The 14,817-nt window shown below is 71.4% G+C and carries 10 protein-coding genes, 2 pseudogenes and 2 CRISPR repeat arrays (1 of these 14 cut by a window edge); of the genes and pseudogenes, 9 read left to right on the forward strand and 3 right to left on the reverse strand.

The genetic code is table 11. The features are described from left to right. A CRISPR array of direct repeats spans positions 1-219; the repeat unit is 37 nt; it begins 259 nt to the left of the window's first position. Positions 220-375: 156 nt separating this feature from the next. Then, positions 376-1,572: a helix-turn-helix domain-containing protein gene (locus ACH4SL_RS24305; protein ID WP_398448988.1), complete on the reverse strand. Its 1,197-nt coding sequence runs from the start codon at positions 1,570-1,572 to the stop codon at positions 376-378. Between the two features lie 57 nt (positions 1,573-1,629). Here ACH4SL_RS24305 and ACH4SL_RS24310 point away from each other — a divergent pair, with 57 nt between their 5' ends. The 7 genes from ACH4SL_RS24310 to ACH4SL_RS24340 all read left to right on the forward strand — a co-directional run bounded on the left by ACH4SL_RS24310 (position 1,630) and on the right by ACH4SL_RS24340 (position 11,012). Further along, positions 1,630-2,346, forward strand: coding sequence for a haloacid dehalogenase-like hydrolase (locus ACH4SL_RS24310; RefSeq protein WP_398448990.1), 717 nt, complete (start codon positions 1,630-1,632; stop codon positions 2,344-2,346). Between the two features lie 332 nt (positions 2,347-2,678). Further along, on the forward strand, positions 2,679-3,911 hold the full coding sequence (gene fxlM / locus ACH4SL_RS24315) for a methyltransferase, FxLD system (protein ID WP_398448992.1): 1,233 nt from the start codon (positions 2,679-2,681) through the stop codon (positions 3,909-3,911). Positions 3,912-3,960: 49 nt separating this feature from the next. Next, positions 3,961-4,155, forward strand: coding sequence for an FxLD family lanthipeptide (gene fxlA, locus ACH4SL_RS24320; RefSeq protein ID WP_398448996.1), 195 nt, complete (start codon positions 3,961-3,963; stop codon positions 4,153-4,155). An 88-nt stretch (positions 4,156-4,243) separates the two neighbouring features. Beyond that, a complete protein-coding gene (locus ACH4SL_RS24325; protein ID WP_398448998.1) occupies positions 4,244-7,303 on the forward strand; it encodes a lantibiotic dehydratase in 3,060 nt (1,019 codons plus the stop codon). Positions 7,304-7,434: 131 nt separating this feature from the next. Continuing rightward, the gene (locus ACH4SL_RS24330; RefSeq protein WP_398449000.1) at positions 7,435-8,523 is read left to right on the forward strand and encodes a lanthionine synthetase C family protein; all 1,089 of its coding nucleotides are present in this window, start codon (positions 7,435-7,437) and stop codon (positions 8,521-8,523) included. Further along, positions 8,505-9,422: a thiopeptide-type bacteriocin biosynthesis protein gene (locus ACH4SL_RS24335; RefSeq protein WP_398449002.1), complete on the forward strand. Its 918-nt coding sequence runs from the start codon at positions 8,505-8,507 to the stop codon at positions 9,420-9,422. The genes ACH4SL_RS24330 and ACH4SL_RS24335 overlap by 19 nt, the downstream gene beginning before the upstream one ends. A gap of 276 nt (positions 9,423-9,698) precedes the next feature. Next, positions 9,699-10,613: direct repeats of the CRISPR family, unit length 37 nt; unit sequence GTGGCTGCCGCCCTCCGGGACGGCAGAGGATCGCAAC. A gap of 258 nt (positions 10,614-10,871) precedes the next feature. After that, on the forward strand, positions 10,872-11,012 hold the full coding sequence (locus ACH4SL_RS24340; protein WP_398449616.1) for a hypothetical protein: 141 nt from the start codon (positions 10,872-10,874) through the stop codon (positions 11,010-11,012). A gap of 173 nt (positions 11,013-11,185) precedes the next feature. Here the strand turns inward: ACH4SL_RS24340 and ACH4SL_RS24345 are convergent. Further along, positions 11,186-12,223, reverse strand: a pseudogene (locus tag ACH4SL_RS24345) (tyrosine-type recombinase/integrase); the annotation flags it as partial. A gap of 96 nt (positions 12,224-12,319) precedes the next feature. Between ACH4SL_RS24345 and ACH4SL_RS24350 the strand changes: the two are divergent. Further along, positions 12,320-12,484 (forward strand): annotated as a pseudogene (locus ACH4SL_RS24350) (pirin family protein); the annotation flags it as partial. A gap of 361 nt (positions 12,485-12,845) precedes the next feature. Continuing rightward, positions 12,846-13,565, forward strand: coding sequence for a DUF6193 family natural product biosynthesis protein (locus ACH4SL_RS24355; protein ID WP_398449004.1), 720 nt, complete (start codon positions 12,846-12,848; stop codon positions 13,563-13,565). Between the two features lie 21 nt (positions 13,566-13,586). Here ACH4SL_RS24355 and ACH4SL_RS24360 read toward each other — a convergent pair whose 3' ends face one another. Then, positions 13,587-14,681, reverse strand: coding sequence for a hypothetical protein (locus tag ACH4SL_RS24360; protein WP_398449006.1), 1,095 nt, complete (start codon positions 14,679-14,681; stop codon positions 13,587-13,589). Positions 14,682-14,817 lie beyond the last annotated feature (136 nt).

Raw genomic sequence — 14,817 nt, forward strand, 5'->3', positions numbered from 1 at the left:
CGGCGCCCCGCACCACTCCTACCGGCTGACCGTGGCCGCCGCCCTCCGGGGCGGCGGAGGATCGCAACCTTGACCGGCGGGACGTACCGCTGTCGACGGCATCGTGGCCGCCGCCCTCCGGGGCGGCGGTGGATCGCAACGCCCAGCACACCAGCCGAAACGACGACCCGCAGCTGCACGCAGTGGCCGCCGCACTTCGGGATGGCGGAGGATCGCAACGCTGCCTGGCCCCAGCACTGCGTCACTGGCCTGGAAAGTGGCTGTTGCCCTTCGGAGCAGCGGTGGATTGTGCTGCGCCCCGAACCGAGCCCGAACGCCGTCGGGCACCGTAGTTCGACTCGGCAGCCGGCCGGGTCGCGTCCCACCTCGCCGATCTCAGCGAATGCCGACCCGCTCGGCCAGCCCGACCACCTGCTTGCGGTACGTCGGGCGCACCCGCTTCCGCAGGTCGGTGACCATCTGTATCGCCATCGGGTTGCGGGCGAAGTCTTCCGGCGCCACGGCTGCCAGGTCGCTCAGGTGGACCAGGACTGCGGCGTCCTCGCGTAGCAGGTCCCAGCAGCGGGCGACCTCGAGCTGGAAGGTGAATCGGCGCTCCAGGGGGAGACGTGACGTGTCGATCTGGTCCGCGAGGGCCAGGGCGGCTCGGGAGTTGCCGGCCTCCGTGTCGAGGGAGACGGCGTGGAGCTGGACGTTCGTGGGGCCGAAGACGGTGTGGTGGACGTTGCCGTCGCCGACCGATGCCGCCAGCGGCGTGGCCGACTTGGTGAGCCGCTCACGGGCGGGCCAGTACCGCTTCCGGCGTCCTTCGGCGACCACTGCCACGAGTTGCAGCGCGCCCGCCATGGCCGCGGCCTCGCCTTGCGGATTCGGGCCCAGTTCCTCGGCGGCCAGCAGGGCAACATCCGTTGCTGCCTCCGGCTCGTCGGTGCCGAGAAGAATGTGGCCGAGATTCCACCGGGCCGCCGCGATGCGGATCGGGTCGTCCGCTTCCTCGGCGGCCCGCAGACCGCGGTCGGCCACCATCATCGACAGGTCGGCTCTGCCGGTCCTGCGGCAGTAGGAGCGGAGCATGAAGTACATGTCCGCTGCGCACCGCTGGATTTCCCGTCGCGCGGCGGCGTCCGCGTCCGAGCGATGACGGTGGAGTGCTGCGTTCACGTCCTGGATCAGGCCGGGAAGTGCGTCGGCAGCCGCGGAGAAGCGTTCGGGGTGGGTCTCCCAGGTGCGCCAGACGCGTTCGACGGCGGTGCGCAGGGCCGCCGGCGAGCAGGGTGGACGGCCGGGATCCTCCACGTGGCCGAGGAGGGCGCTGGCGACGCGTCGGTCCGCGCATGCCGCGTCGGCGCGGGGCCGTGGATCGGACGGTTCGCCCAGCAGCACGGCCACGGGGACGCGTAACTCGCGTGCGATGCTCAGCAGGACGGGCAGCGTGGGCGTCTTCTTGCCGCGCTCAATGCGGGAGAGGTAGTCCTCCGAGATCCGGCAGAGGCCGGCGACGACCGCCTGACTTCTGCCCTGCCGCTCGCGATGCTCGCGAATACGCTGGCCGAGAGGGAGATCCGGCTCCATGTGTCGGCTCCCATGGTCGGTCGTTCCGGCGGCAATTGACGAGGAAGGTCGTGGCGTATGGCACGGCGGCAGGTCGTCCTGTGGGACATCGACCATACGCTGGTGGACACCCGAGGTGTGGGAAGGGAGCTGTCCGCTCAGGCGTTCCGTGCGGTCACCGGGCGGGAGATGCTCCGCCAGGCGACGGTGGACGGTATCACCGAAGCGGTCATCTTCCGGGAGACGGCGAAGCTGCACGGGCTGGGAACGGACAGGGCCGACTTCGAGCGGTTCGCGGCGGCGCTGGCGGACGCTCACGCGACCGCGGCGGAGGAGCTGCGGTCCCGGGGCCTGGCCCTTGCCGGGGCGGAAGCCGTTCTGGACAGGCTGGCCGCGGATCCCGGAATCGTCCAGACCGTGGTGACGGGGAACGTCCGGCGCGTCGCCGAGATCAAGCTGGCCACCTTCGGCCTGGACCGCCACATCACCTGGGAGGTCGGCGCATACGGAGAGGACGCCGACGAGCGCGCCGACCTGGTGCGTGCCGCCCTACGAAGGGTCGCGGCGTACCTCGGCCTCCCGGTGGAACCGCGCGACGCCGTGGTCGTCGGCGACACGTCCGCCGATGTGCGGGCCGGACGGGCCGTCGGAGTCCCGGTCATCGCCGTAGCCACCGGCCGTACCTCCGCGGCAGAGCTGCGCGCGGCGGGGGCCGCGTACGTGGTCCCCGATCTCACTGACGACGAGCAGCTCGCGGACATGATCTCGTCCCTCTCGGTGAACGACCCGACCTGAGGTCCGCTCGGGGACCCGGACGGCTGGGCTACCCGGACTCTCGGTCCGGGTAGCCCAGCCGAACCTCTCGTAGCGTCAGCATCTGCCGCGCGAGGGAAGGAGGGGCTGCTGCCCGCGCAGCGAGTCGCCCTGACCTGCTCCCGGGTGCCGCCACCCGGGCCGGACCGTCCGCAGCGACGAGTACGCAGGGCTCACCGGACGTGAGCCGAGCAGCAGCGGACACCTGAAGGCCTCCCGGCCACCGGTGCTCGTTTCACCGGAGAACCCGAGCCCCACCGCGCCAGTTCTTGTTCGCACACGCACAGCACGTACGAGGGAAGGGACTCCTCCTCATGAGCAACACGGCCGTCGAGCCCGACGAGGGAACCCGCTTGCGGAACAGCGTCGTGGACACGCTTCGGGCCGCGGGGTGGATCAGCTCTCCCGAGGTCGAAGCCGTCATGCGTGCCGTCCCCCGTCACGCGTTCGCGCCGGAGGCCACGCTGGAGGAGGCCTACCAGCCGTACACCGCCGTGATCACGAAGACCGACGAGCACGGGATCCAGCTCAGCTCGGTGTCGGCCCCGCAGGTCCAGGCCCTGATGCTGGAACAGGCCCGGATCGGCCGGGGGATGCGGGCGCTGGAGATCGGGTCGGGCGGGCTGAACGCGGCCTATCTGGCCGAACTCGTCGGCCCCGAAGGGCATGTCACCACGGTGGACATCGACCCGAGCGTGACGGAGAAGGCCAGGCGTCTGCTGGACGACCACGGATACGGCCGGGTCACGGTGGTGACGGCCGACGCCGCCGAGCCGATCCCCGGACTCGGGCAGGTCGACGTCGTGCTGGTGACCGCGGGGGCCTGGGACATCCCGCCCGCGTGGACGGACCAGCTCGTTCCCGGCGGGCGGCTGGTGGTGCCGCTGCGGATGCGCGGGCTGACACGGTCCGTCGCCTTCGTCAGCGTGGACGGCCATCTGGAGAGCGAGTCCGCGAAGATCTGCGGCTTCGTCCCGATGCAGGGCGCCACCGCCCACCGGGAGGACCTGCTCCTGGTCGCCGGCACGGCCGAGATCGGGCTGCGCTTCGACGACGGCCTGCCCTCGGAACCGGGCCTGCTCGACAACGCCGTCACCCTCCCCCGCGTCGAGATCTGGACCGGAGTGGCCATCGGCGTCAGCGAACCGCTGGACACCCTGCAGATGCACCTTGCCATCGCGCTGCCCGGCTTCTGCACCATGGCCGTGGACTCGGACCTCGACTCCGGGATCGTCGCCCCTGCCAACAAAGGCTTCTCCCTGGCTGCCGTGGACGGGGCCGGGCGCACCTTCGCCTACCTCACGCACCGCCGTACCGAGGACGGCGGGCACGTCGAGTTCGGCGTCCACGCGCTCGGCCCGGACGCCGCCGCCTTCGCGGAGACCGTTGCCGACCACGTACGCGGCTGGGCCGTCACGCACCGGGGCGGTCCCGGCCCGGTCATCCGGGCCTACTCGGCCGGCACCCCCGACGACCGGATCTCCGGCGACCGGGTCATCGACAAGGTCCACAGCCGGATCTCGCTTTCCTGGCCCGACGCCGAGTAGCCGCCGGCCAGGTCACCGCACCATCCACAACGGAAAGAAGGGCACCACCATGAGCATTTCCGCCCTCGCCGCGGCCCCCGCGCCGACGGCCACGGACGACGAGGACTTCGCCCCGCTCGACGTGCGGGTCGTCCTCGCCACCCATCCGCACGGCAAGCTCCAGTGCTCGACCGGTGACGGCTGCGGCAGCACCTGTTCCAACGGCGCTTCCGCCTGCGCGTCGTCGGTGGACGACCCCGCCTGATCCCCTTGCACAGCCGTTGGGTCGGCCCGACGAGCGGTCGGTCCGGCCCGGCGGCCACCTTCGCAGCCGCACGGGAAGGGAGCAGCCCATGGCCCGATCCGCCCTCCGCTACAGCTGGCAGGGACCCGCGATCCTACGAGCCACCACCATCTCCGGCGTTGCTGACCTAACCGTCACGCTCAACCTGGAGGACGCGGCGGTGGTCCGCCCCTGGATGCGCCGGAGCTGGGAGCAGCCGATCTTCCGGAACGCCCTGCGCATCGCCGCTCCCGGGCTGTCGGACGCGATGCAGGCAGTCCTTGACGGGCACGAGGCGCGACCCCGCCAGGTCCGGCGAGTGGCGCTGTCCGTCGCGTCCTACCTGCTGCGGTGGCAGAACCGTGCCACTCCCTTCGGGCTGTTCGCCGGGACGGCGGCCGTGGCGGTCGGGACCACCGCGGACGCCCATTGGCGCGAGAAGCACCGGGTGCTGATGCGGGCGGACGCCGAGTGGGTCACCGATCTCGTCCTGCGCCTTCAACGGCACCCGGAACTGCTGAGACGGCTGCCCGTCGTGGCCAACAACACCGCGCGCCCGCGCGGTGACCGACTGGTCGCCACGGGACCGTCGGCCGACGCCCGCGCCCACCTCATGGCGCCGATCGAGGTGTCCGTACGTAACTCCCGTGCTGTCACCGCGGCCGTCGAGGCCGCCCGTGAACCGATCGTGTACTCCGACCTGCACGCCCGTCTTCGCGCGGCCTTCCCGCGTGCGGCAGACGAGCGTATCGACGAGCTGCTCACCGGCCTGATCGACCAGCAGATCCTCCTCACCAGCCTGTGGGCGCCGATGACCACGACGGACGCCTTCGGCCACCTGTGCGCCGAGCTGGAGCGGCTGTCCGCGACCGGCATACCCCATGTCCGCGACCTGGTTGCCGAGCTGTACGACATCCGCGACGAGATCGCCGTCCAGCCCTCGACCGTCGCGGCGGACACGGCGCAGCGAGCCACGGCGAAGATGCGCGCCCTCTCCGACGCGACTCCGACGCCCTTGGTGGTCGACACCGCCCTCGACTGCGAGGTGCGCATACCCGCGCGGGTGATGGAGGAGGCGCAGGCGGCGGTCACCGCGCTCTACCGGACCACCCTGCAGCCGTACGGTCACCCGCACTGGCGGGACTACCACCGCCGCTTCCGTGCTCGGTACGGCGTCAGTGCCCGCGTGCCCGTGCTGGAGTTGGTCGCGGACAGTGGCCTCGGCCTTCCGGCCGCATTCCTCGGGGCGGAACGTATCCGGCCGCCCGGTCTCCGTACGGAGCGGGACGAGCTGCTGCTCGCGCTGCTGCAACCCGTACTGAGGGACGGGGCGAGTGAACTGGTCCTCACCGACCAACTGGTCGCCGACCTCGCGGACGCCACCGGCACCGAGCCGCACTTCCTTCCGCGCATCGAGACCGCCTTCGAGATCCACGCCCCCACGGGCGAGGCGGTCACGCGAGGAGCCTTCGCCCTCGTCCTCACCGCCGCTCCGCGGCCGGCCAGCAGCATGGCCGGCAGATTCGCCCACCTCCTGCAACCCGACGAACAGGAGGCGCTGGCAGCCGGTTACCGCACCGACCCCGACGCGCTCACGGTCCAGCTCAGCTTTCCGCCTCGCAAACGGCGCAACGAGAACGTCGTCCGCACGCCACGACTGCTGCCGGACGTCCTCGCCGTGGGCGAGCCCCCGACCGGTGACCATGGAGCGATCCGCCTTGATGACGTGGCCGTCACGGCTGACGCCCGCCACTTCTTCGTCGTCCAGTTGTCGACCGGCCGCCGCCTCGACGTCCGGGTCCTGCACGCTCTTGAGGCCGGAGCCCAGACACCCGCGCTGGCCCGGTTCCTCGCCGAGATCGCGGGTGCGCGTTACGCCGCCTACCGGGGATTCGACTTCGGCGTCGCATCGCACCTACCGTACCTGCCGCGGATCCGCTACCGCCGCACCGTTCTCGCCCCCGCCCGCTGGCTGATCGCGGCCGATGAACTCCCCGGCCAGAGCGTCGCCCAGACGGCGTGGGACGCGGCGTTCGAAGCGTGGCGTACGCGGCTGCGCGTGCCGGACGACGTCAGTCTGGTCGAGCACGACCAACGCCTCCCCGTCAGTCTCGGACATCCGGTGCACCGCCGCCTGCTGCGCTCCGAACTCGACAAGCACCGACGGCTGGAGCTGCGCGAGGCTCCCGGCGCCGACGCCTACGGCTGGATCGGACGCGCGCACGAGATCTGGGTCTCGCTCCGCCGGGCCGACCCCGCCCCGCAGCGGGACGGCTTCACCGTCTCGTCCGCCACATCCGAACCCGCGCCGCTTCACCTTCCGGGAGCGGGAAGCGTGCTGTACGCCCGGCTGCGTGCCCACCCCGCCCGCTACGACGAGATCCTGACCCGTCACCTTCCCGCCCTGCTCGCGGCTTGTGGAGACCTCCTGTCCTCCTGGTGGTTCACCCGGCACCGCGAGACCGCCCGCCCGGACGCCGACCAGTACCTCGACCTCGTGCTCCATTTCATGCCCGGTACGTACGCCGCGGTCGCCGAGGACGTGCACGACTGGGCCGGCGCTCTTCACCGCGGACGCCTCGTGGCCGGCCTGACTTTCACCGACTACCGCCCGCAGACCGGCCGCTTCGGACACGGCCAGGCCATGGAGGCTGCGCAGCGCGTGTTCGCCGCCGATTCCGTTGCTGCGCTCGCGCAGATTTGCCTTGCCGAGCAGGACGGTTCCGTGCACGGGCAGGCGCTTGCCGCGGCTGCCGTCCTGGATCTCGCGGAGCACCTCGCGCCCTCCCCGACGGAGGGGAGGAACTGGGTCGTCGAGCAGTTGCCGCGAGCGACGGGACGCTTGGACCCGCGATTACGGGACGAGGTGCTCGGCCTCTCCTCGCCGGGCGCTGCGGACGTCCTGGCCGGACGTCGCGGGGGAGAGGCGGTTCTCCGAGCGTGGTCGGACCGCGCCGCGGCCCTGACGGCGTACCGGGCCAGCCTGGGCGGCACCGATCCGCTGCGAGCCGCTCGTTCTCTGGCCCACCAACACCACGTCCGGGCGCTCGGCGCCGATCCCGCTGCCGAGGCGGTCACCCTTCGGCTGACCCGTACGGCGGGGCTGTCCCGGCAGAGGACGGCCCGATGAGCGCTCCCGCCATCAGCGCTCTGGACCTACTGCTAGAGACCGCTCACCGTCTGGATCAGCCCGCGCCTGCGGACCATCCCGGGGCGGAGCAGTCCCTCGCCGACGGAGCAGCCGGAACAGCCCTCCTCCACGTGGAGTCCTCGGGTCGCCACGCGCGGCCCTGGCACGCCGCCCACCGCTGGATCACCGCCGCAGCATCCGGTCAGGTCAGCGCCGCGGACACCGCCGGGCTCTTCCTCGGCGCACCTGCTGTCGCCTTCCTCCTCAGCACCGTGCCGCCCGAGTTCGACCACCTCTACGCCCGAGCCCGGCGCACCCTCGACCAGCACGTTCTGGCACTCGCCCATCGACGTACCGACGCCGCCCTCGCCTGTATCCGGCGCGGCGACCTGCCCACCTTCGCCGAGTACGACCTCTTCTACGGCATGACCGGCATAGGCGCGTACCTCCTACGCGTGGACCCCGGTAGCAGCGCGCTCGACCGCGTCCTCCGCTACCTCGTCCTCCTGACGCGCCCCTTGACGTCGGAGGGCCGCGAACTCCCGGGATGGTGGGTCCGGCACGACCCGCAGCGCGGCAACTCCCCGCACTATCCGGGCGGACACGCCAACCTGGGCGCAGCACACGGCATCACCGGCCCGCTGCTCCTGCTCGCCCAGGCGCTGAGGCGAGGCGTCGAGGTCAAGGGGCACCGCGACGCCGTACGCGCCATCTGCGCCCACCTCGACTCCTGGCGCCAGGACAGCGAGGCCGGCCCGTGGTGGCCCGAGCACCTTTCCCGCCGGGACCTCGATCGCGGGGTGCCGCATCGGCACCGCAGTGCCCGCCCCAGCTGGTGTTACGGGACCACCGGCATCGCGCGAGCAGGGCAGCTCGCCGGTATCGCCCTGCATGACGCCGAACTCCAGCGCGCCTACGAGGACGCCCTCTACCGGGCCCTGAGCGATCCCGCCCAACTGGCCAACGTCACCGACGCCGGGCTCTGCCACGGGTGGGCCGGCATTTACCAGACCGCGAGCCGCGCCGCTGCGGACGCGCTCGACGAGCGCTTGTGCGGCTTGCTGCGACCGCTCGGGAACGCGTTCCTCGCCCACGCCCAGCACGGACCCGCCGACCCGGGGCTGCTCAACGGAGCCGCCGGGACGGCGCTCGCCCTGTCCACCCTTGCCACCCAGCAGCCCCCGAGCACCGGATGGGACGCATGTCTCCTGATCGACTGACCCGTCCCGAGCGAGGCCCGAATGCGCGTGCCGGATTCGCGGTCGCGTCCAGAGATCCGCTTGCCGAAAAGCCCTCCGGGGTCGGAGACGAAGGGCAGGCGTCGTGGTGGCACGCGTACCTGCACTTCGCTGACTGGACCGAGGCCGACAGCACCTTCATCGAACACGTTCTGCCGCTCCTGCTCGCCGCGGAGGCAGGGGACGCGATCGACGGCTGGTGGTACACGCGGAAGTATCCCTGCTGGCGGTTGCGCCTCCGGGAGCAGCATCGGTTCGCTGCCTTGCCCTACGTCCGCGCGGGCCTTGACCGCTTGGTCGACGAAGGCCACCTGCACCGCTGGTGGCCGGGGATCTACGAGCCGGAGACGCCCGCGTTCGGCGGCGCCGCGGGCATGTCGGCGGCCCACGGGCTCTTCGTCGCCGACAGCCGTGAGATCCAGCGTCTTTCGCAGCACGGCACTCTCGCGCTCGGCCGCCGAGAGCTGTCCGTCCTGCTCTGCACGATCCTGATGCGCGCCGCCGGACTCGAATGGTACGAGCAGGGCGACGTCTGGCACCGCGTCATCACCGCCGACCACCGCTCCAGCCTCACGGACGTCCCGCCGGAAGTGCTCGACGCCCGCACCGCCGAGATCCGCAGCTTGCTCCTGGCGGACACCGCCGCCCTTCTTACTCACGCCGGCCCCCTGCGCCCGGTGACAGCATGGGCGGCAGCTTTCCGCGACACGGGCCTCTCCCTCGCCCAGTCCGTCCAGCAGGGGACCTTGGAACGTGGCCTGCGCGAGGTGCTCAGCTACCACGTGCTCTTCCACTGGAACCGCCTTGGCCTGTCGCTCCGGGCCCAAAGCGCACTCGCCTGGTCCGCCCGCGCTGCCATCCTCGGCCCGATAGCCTCCTGAGCACGGGCGTCGCGCCGGTATCGCCGAGCAGCGGGGACGGGGGCCAGGCGCTACAGGTGGACTACCCGCCCGTGTCGGTGCGAGACGTCGTTCGATGAGACCCTGGTCCCTCCGAGGCGTCTACGGGTGCGGGGGCCAACAGCTTGCTTCGGAACCTCAAGCATGCACGCGACACGCGGATCGCACCTAAGCAGAATGTTCGGTATCAGTCGAATTGGCCACCCCGCCCTTCCGTAGAAGCCCGCCGGCAGGGCCAGCTTGTGCTGGTCAAGTACCGTGGCTGCCGCCCTCCGGGACGGCAGAGGATCGCAACCGGTACATCTCGTGCTGCCAGAGATCCCTCTGGTAGTGGCTGCCGCCCTCCGGGACGGCAGAGGATCGCAACGTCGGCGTTGCGGCGAACCACGGGCTGCTGCCCGGCGGTGGCTGCCGCCCTCCGGGACGGCAGAGGATCGCAACCTGGAGGTGTGCTGCGCGAACGCCGCGGCGGTGAACGTGGCTGCCGCCCTCCGGGACGGCAGAGGATCGCAACACGTCCATCGTGACGAGCGTCTCGGGGTCGAGCAGGTGGCTGCCGCCCTCCGGGACGGCAGAGGATCGCAACGTCCACTGGGCCACGCTCAGCGCGGACGCCGACGTGTGGCTGCCGCCCTCCGGGACGGCAGAGGATCGCAACAATCTGAGCCTTGAGGTGTACGCGCCCACGGCGCACCGTGGCTGCCGCCCTCCGGGACAGCAGAGGATCGCAACGCCATCAGCTCGGCATAGTGCTGGTCCTGCCAGCGGTGGCTGCCGCCCTCCGGGACGGCGGAGGATCGCAACTACCGCCACGCGGACCTCGCCGTCATTGAGGGCCCGGTGGCTGCCGCCCTCCGGGGCTGCAGAGGATCGCAACACGGCCTACGACGCCGAGACCGCAGAGTCCGTCAGCGGTGGCCGCCGCCTTCCGGGACGGCGGAGGATAGCAACAGGTTGCCGCCGAGCTGCCCGAAGACGCCGTCGGGGTGGCTGCCGTCCTCCGAGGCGGCGGAGGATCGCAACACCGGCACCGCCGACATCACCTACCAGCCGGCCCCCCCCGTGGCCGCCGCCCTTCGGGACGGCGGAGGATCGCAACTTCACCGGCTGGCCGGTGTTGGTGAACCGGCACACGTGTGGCCGTCGCCCTTCGGGGCGGCGGAGATTCGTAACATTCCCCAGGTCTGGACCGCACAGCTCTTCCAGGAGCGCCCGTTGCCTTCGGCCCCTCCTCCAAGGGGGGCGCGAATTCGCCAACCGCGCGACAGCCTGTTGCGCGGCCCTTTATCAGAAAGGGCCAGCGCCACCAAGTCGAGGATTGCGAACACACTGCCCGATCTGGACCCTCCTTCGAGGCAATGCAATTACCGCACCGAGGTGACGATGGCGGCTCAGTTCATGGACGTCAAGGAAACGGCCGAATACCTGAACATGTCCGTGCAGTGGGTGTATCGGGAGGCGCCGCGGGCCGGGCTGGTGCCGTACAAGTTCGGGAGGGGGGTGAATGCGAAAATCCAGTTCAGGATTGCCGATGTCCAGAACTGGGTGAGGCAGCGGCGGATGGTCGGCTGACCATCCGGTTCGGCGTGCGCTGCCACCACGGAGCAGAGGCGGCAGCGCGCGCCGACACAGACCGCCAAGCCCACGTCGAGGATTTTGGCGGCCTTGCTGATGGAGCCCGGCATCAGGTGGCGGTAGATCCGGAAGGTGATGTCGAGGCTTTTGTGGCCCATCCACTCCGCTACGTCGGTGATGGGGATGCCGTGGGAGAGGCAGTTCGAGGCGAAGAAGTGGCGGAAGCCGTAGACCGTCATGCCGTCCGGGATGTCGACCGCCTCGGACCTCTTGATGCGTTGCCACTGGTTGGAGAGGCAGTAGTAGGGGTAGGGCTGCTCGGCGTTCCGGGGGTTGCGGAGGAGGTAGCCGTCCACGGTGCCGTGCGCCTTCGCGTACGACTCGATGGCCTCGCGGGTCCGAGTCGGCAGCGGAACGTCCCGGTATTCGCCCGGCTTGCGGTGCTTGAGGCGGGCGTAGGTGTTGGTGGTCTGGTTGACCTGCTCGTGGACGCGGTAGGTGTCGCTGGCGACGATGTTGTCGAGGTTGACCGCTGCTGCCTCGCCGTTACGGAGACCGCAGCCGCTCATCAGCTCGGCGACGAGGCGGAAGGCGTCGTCGCCCGCTGAGTGGAGGAGGCTCAGCTGGGCGGGGGAGGGGATGACGGTGCGCGCGGGGTCGTACTGCGGGGGCTTGACGCCGTCCAGGGGGTTGTCCTCGTAGAGGCCGAGGCGGTGGGCGTCCAGGAGGATCGCCTTCAGCTTGTCGTAGACGTTGGACTGCGTGGCCAGGCCGACGCCGTTGCGCTCCATGGACTGGATGAAGGTGTCCACGACCTTGTGGTCGAAGCTGCTCATCCGGCGGCTCTCGAAGGCGGGGAGCAGATGGTGCGCGAGGAGGGAGTCGAGGTGCCGGCGTGAGGAGTCCGCCAGGTGACGCTGGCCCGCGCGCCACTCCGCGGTGAAGGTACCGAACGTCATGGCGCCGTACGTGCGGATGCGGTCGGCCCTGCTCTTGCTGTGCGCCTTGGACTTCTTGTCGCGATAGACGTCGGTGAGCCGCTCCATGGCGGCGTCCTGGCTGGTGAAGCTGGACTCCTCGGTCTGCCGTCCGGCGGCGTCGCGGTACCTGATCGTGTAGGCGTGCGGGCACTTCGTCCACCGGGTCGGCGGGTGCTCGCAGGTCTTGAAGAACGTGCCCATCCCGCGGGGCAGGGTTTTGGCGGCCATGGTTCGGCGGCCTCCTCGGCGTCCGTTGCTGGGGTTTTGCTGACCGCCGAGGGTGGATCACGCCTCTGAGCTGCAAGAAAGCCGGATGTGCGTGCTATGTTCTGGAACTTCGTCGGCCGCTCCCACGACGACATCGCCCGATCCGCCGCCGACTGGACCACCGGCACCCGCTTCGGCGAGGTCCACGGCTACGCCGGCCCCCGCCTGGAGGCTCCCGCCCTCCCGGCAACACCGTTGAAGCCGCGGGGGCGGGTGCGCTGAGCTGGGGCTCTTCTGCCACTGGGCCGATCGCCGACGTGCCCCGGCACGGTGGATACCTACCGGCTGGCATGATGTGCTGGCTGCGCTCGCCGTCACGCTGCTCGGCGCCGTCGCCGGATTCGCGCCCTTCCCGTCCCCCACGGCGGCTACCGAGTCATCGGAAGGCACCGGTAATTCAGCCGCGCCCTACAAGCCCCGCGTCGACACGGACACGGGGTGAAACGCCCGCACCGCCCTGCTGTGGGCGCGCGTTCCTGGCCTTCCGCGGTGTGGGGCAGGACCGCCTTCCTCGGCTCGGTCAGCGGGCGGCAGGCCGGATCACGTGGGGCCGCAGGGCCGCAGCAGGCGAGAGGGGGAGTCGATGGTCGACGAGGAAGAACTGCTCCGGGTTCACTACCCGGACCTGGTTCCGGTCGGGGGTCTGGTGGCGGCGATGGCCGAGCGGGCCCGGGCGACCGGCGTGCCGCTGACCGGGGTCGGGCCCGGCGGGCAGCCGTCAGGGGCCCGCACAGCGGCGCTGGAGAGCCCCACCGGCTACTTCGCCGTGTATCTGGACACCGGGGAGCGCGACTTCGTCGTGGTGTTCTGGGACCGGGGCGTCAAAATGGGCGGCGGCGCCACGGCGGATCTGGACGAGGTGGTCAAGGCCGCGTCCGCCTGGCAACAGGGGCTGCCGCTGCGCGAGATGAAGGCGCGTGCCGGGTTCGTGTACTACGACGAGCTGGGCGAGGCGCACGAGGCAGGGGCGGCGCAGGCTGTCGCCGTCAAGTGGCGGATGCTGCGGGATGACCGGGACGCGGACATCGGGGCGCTGGCCCGGGCGGCCGAGCGGGTGCCCGAGGTCGCGAGCCTCTTCCCGTACCTGAGCCACGGGGTGCTGCTGCTCAGCCGCTGCACGGGCTACCCGTACACCCACGACACCCCCTGCGTACGCCCGCCGGTCGGCCGCTCCGGCTTTCAGGTGCTGGCCCCCGACGGCTCCCGGATGTACGCCGAGACGGACACCGCCGAGGAGGCAGTCCGCGCGCTGGCCGCCGCTCTCCCTCCGGACTGTGGTCCGGCCCGCCGCGGTACGGCGTGAGCGGCTCGCTCCGGCGCCGGGCTAGAGGGAGCGGTAGCGGTCCGGGTCGGTGAGTTCGGGGAGGATCCGGCGCATCCACGGGGTGCGGGCGGCGGGGAGCCGGACGAGGGCGTGGCGGAAGGTGTCCCAGTCGATCCGCAGGGGGTGGTTGGGGGGTGGCGGGGGTGGGTCCTCGTCGGTGAGGAGGTGGCGGGTGCGCGATCCGATGCGGTGGTGGGTGGGTTCGGGTGGGGGGAAGGCGAGCCGGTGCCACACGCCGAAGGGCAGGGGCGCGAGGTGCGCGGTACCGGGCGGTGTCCAGGTCTGTCCGGTCCGGGGGTGGGTGGGGACGAGGAGGATGCCGGCGTCGGTGCCGGGCAGGCCGGGGCCTGCCAAGTGGGCGCGGTGTGGCGACGGGCCCGGCCGGAGGAGGGTGTCGAGGGCGCGCTGGAACATCTCGGCGGCCAGGCCGTCGGGGACGGTCACGGGCCGGCCGTGGGAGGCGGCCAGCAGGTGGGCGAGGGCGCAGCCGGCCGCTGCTTCCCAGCGGGGGCTCCAGGACCACTGGCAGTGCGGTCCGGGGCGTGAGCCCCAGCGGATGAGGGGTTCGTACGGGGGCGTGCCCGCGTCCTGGGCCAGCAGCTGGTCCCAGGACGGCGGTTCGGGGTCGTCCCCGTCGACGGCGAGGCGGTGGACGGCGCGGGGATCGAGCCACACCGCCTCCCACTGGGAGCAGTCGTCGATGCGCGTGGCGACGGGCAGGCCGCACGCTTCGCACGTCATGTTGGGGCCGTCGCCCCCGGCGAGTCCGCAGCAGCCGCCGCCGCGCCGGTCGGGGTTCAGGATCGTCGCGCGGACGTCCCCCGGCGCGACGGCCACCGCTCCGGCCGGGCCGTACGACAGGGAGCTGACGGGCGCGTGGATGCCGCGGGCCGCCGCCTCGTCCGGGCCGACCTCTTCCCATGTGCGGTAGGGCGGGCCGTACGGCTCCGGGTCGACGGCGAAGGTGCCCGGTTCCATGAGCACCGGGAGCTGGAGCCCGTTCCCGAAGGACTGGTGGGCGTGGATCGGCAGGGCGACCTGCGAGAGCGGCGCGGTCAGCTCTTCGCCGCATCCCGCGCACAGGAAAACGTACAAGCATCCTCCGTACGGGATATCGGCACATCGTCACATCCCGCGTGGCGCTAGACCAACGGGATATTCGTCCGCCGAGCGGTCGGGGCAATGCCGGCGGTCAAGGGCCGTAGGCCTGAGGCACGGGGCTGCGGGGCTC

The sequence above is a fragment of the Streptomyces sp. NPDC021020 genome (assembly GCF_044333285.1).
GTDB lineage: Bacteria > Actinomycetota > Actinomycetes > Streptomycetales > Streptomycetaceae > Actinacidiphila.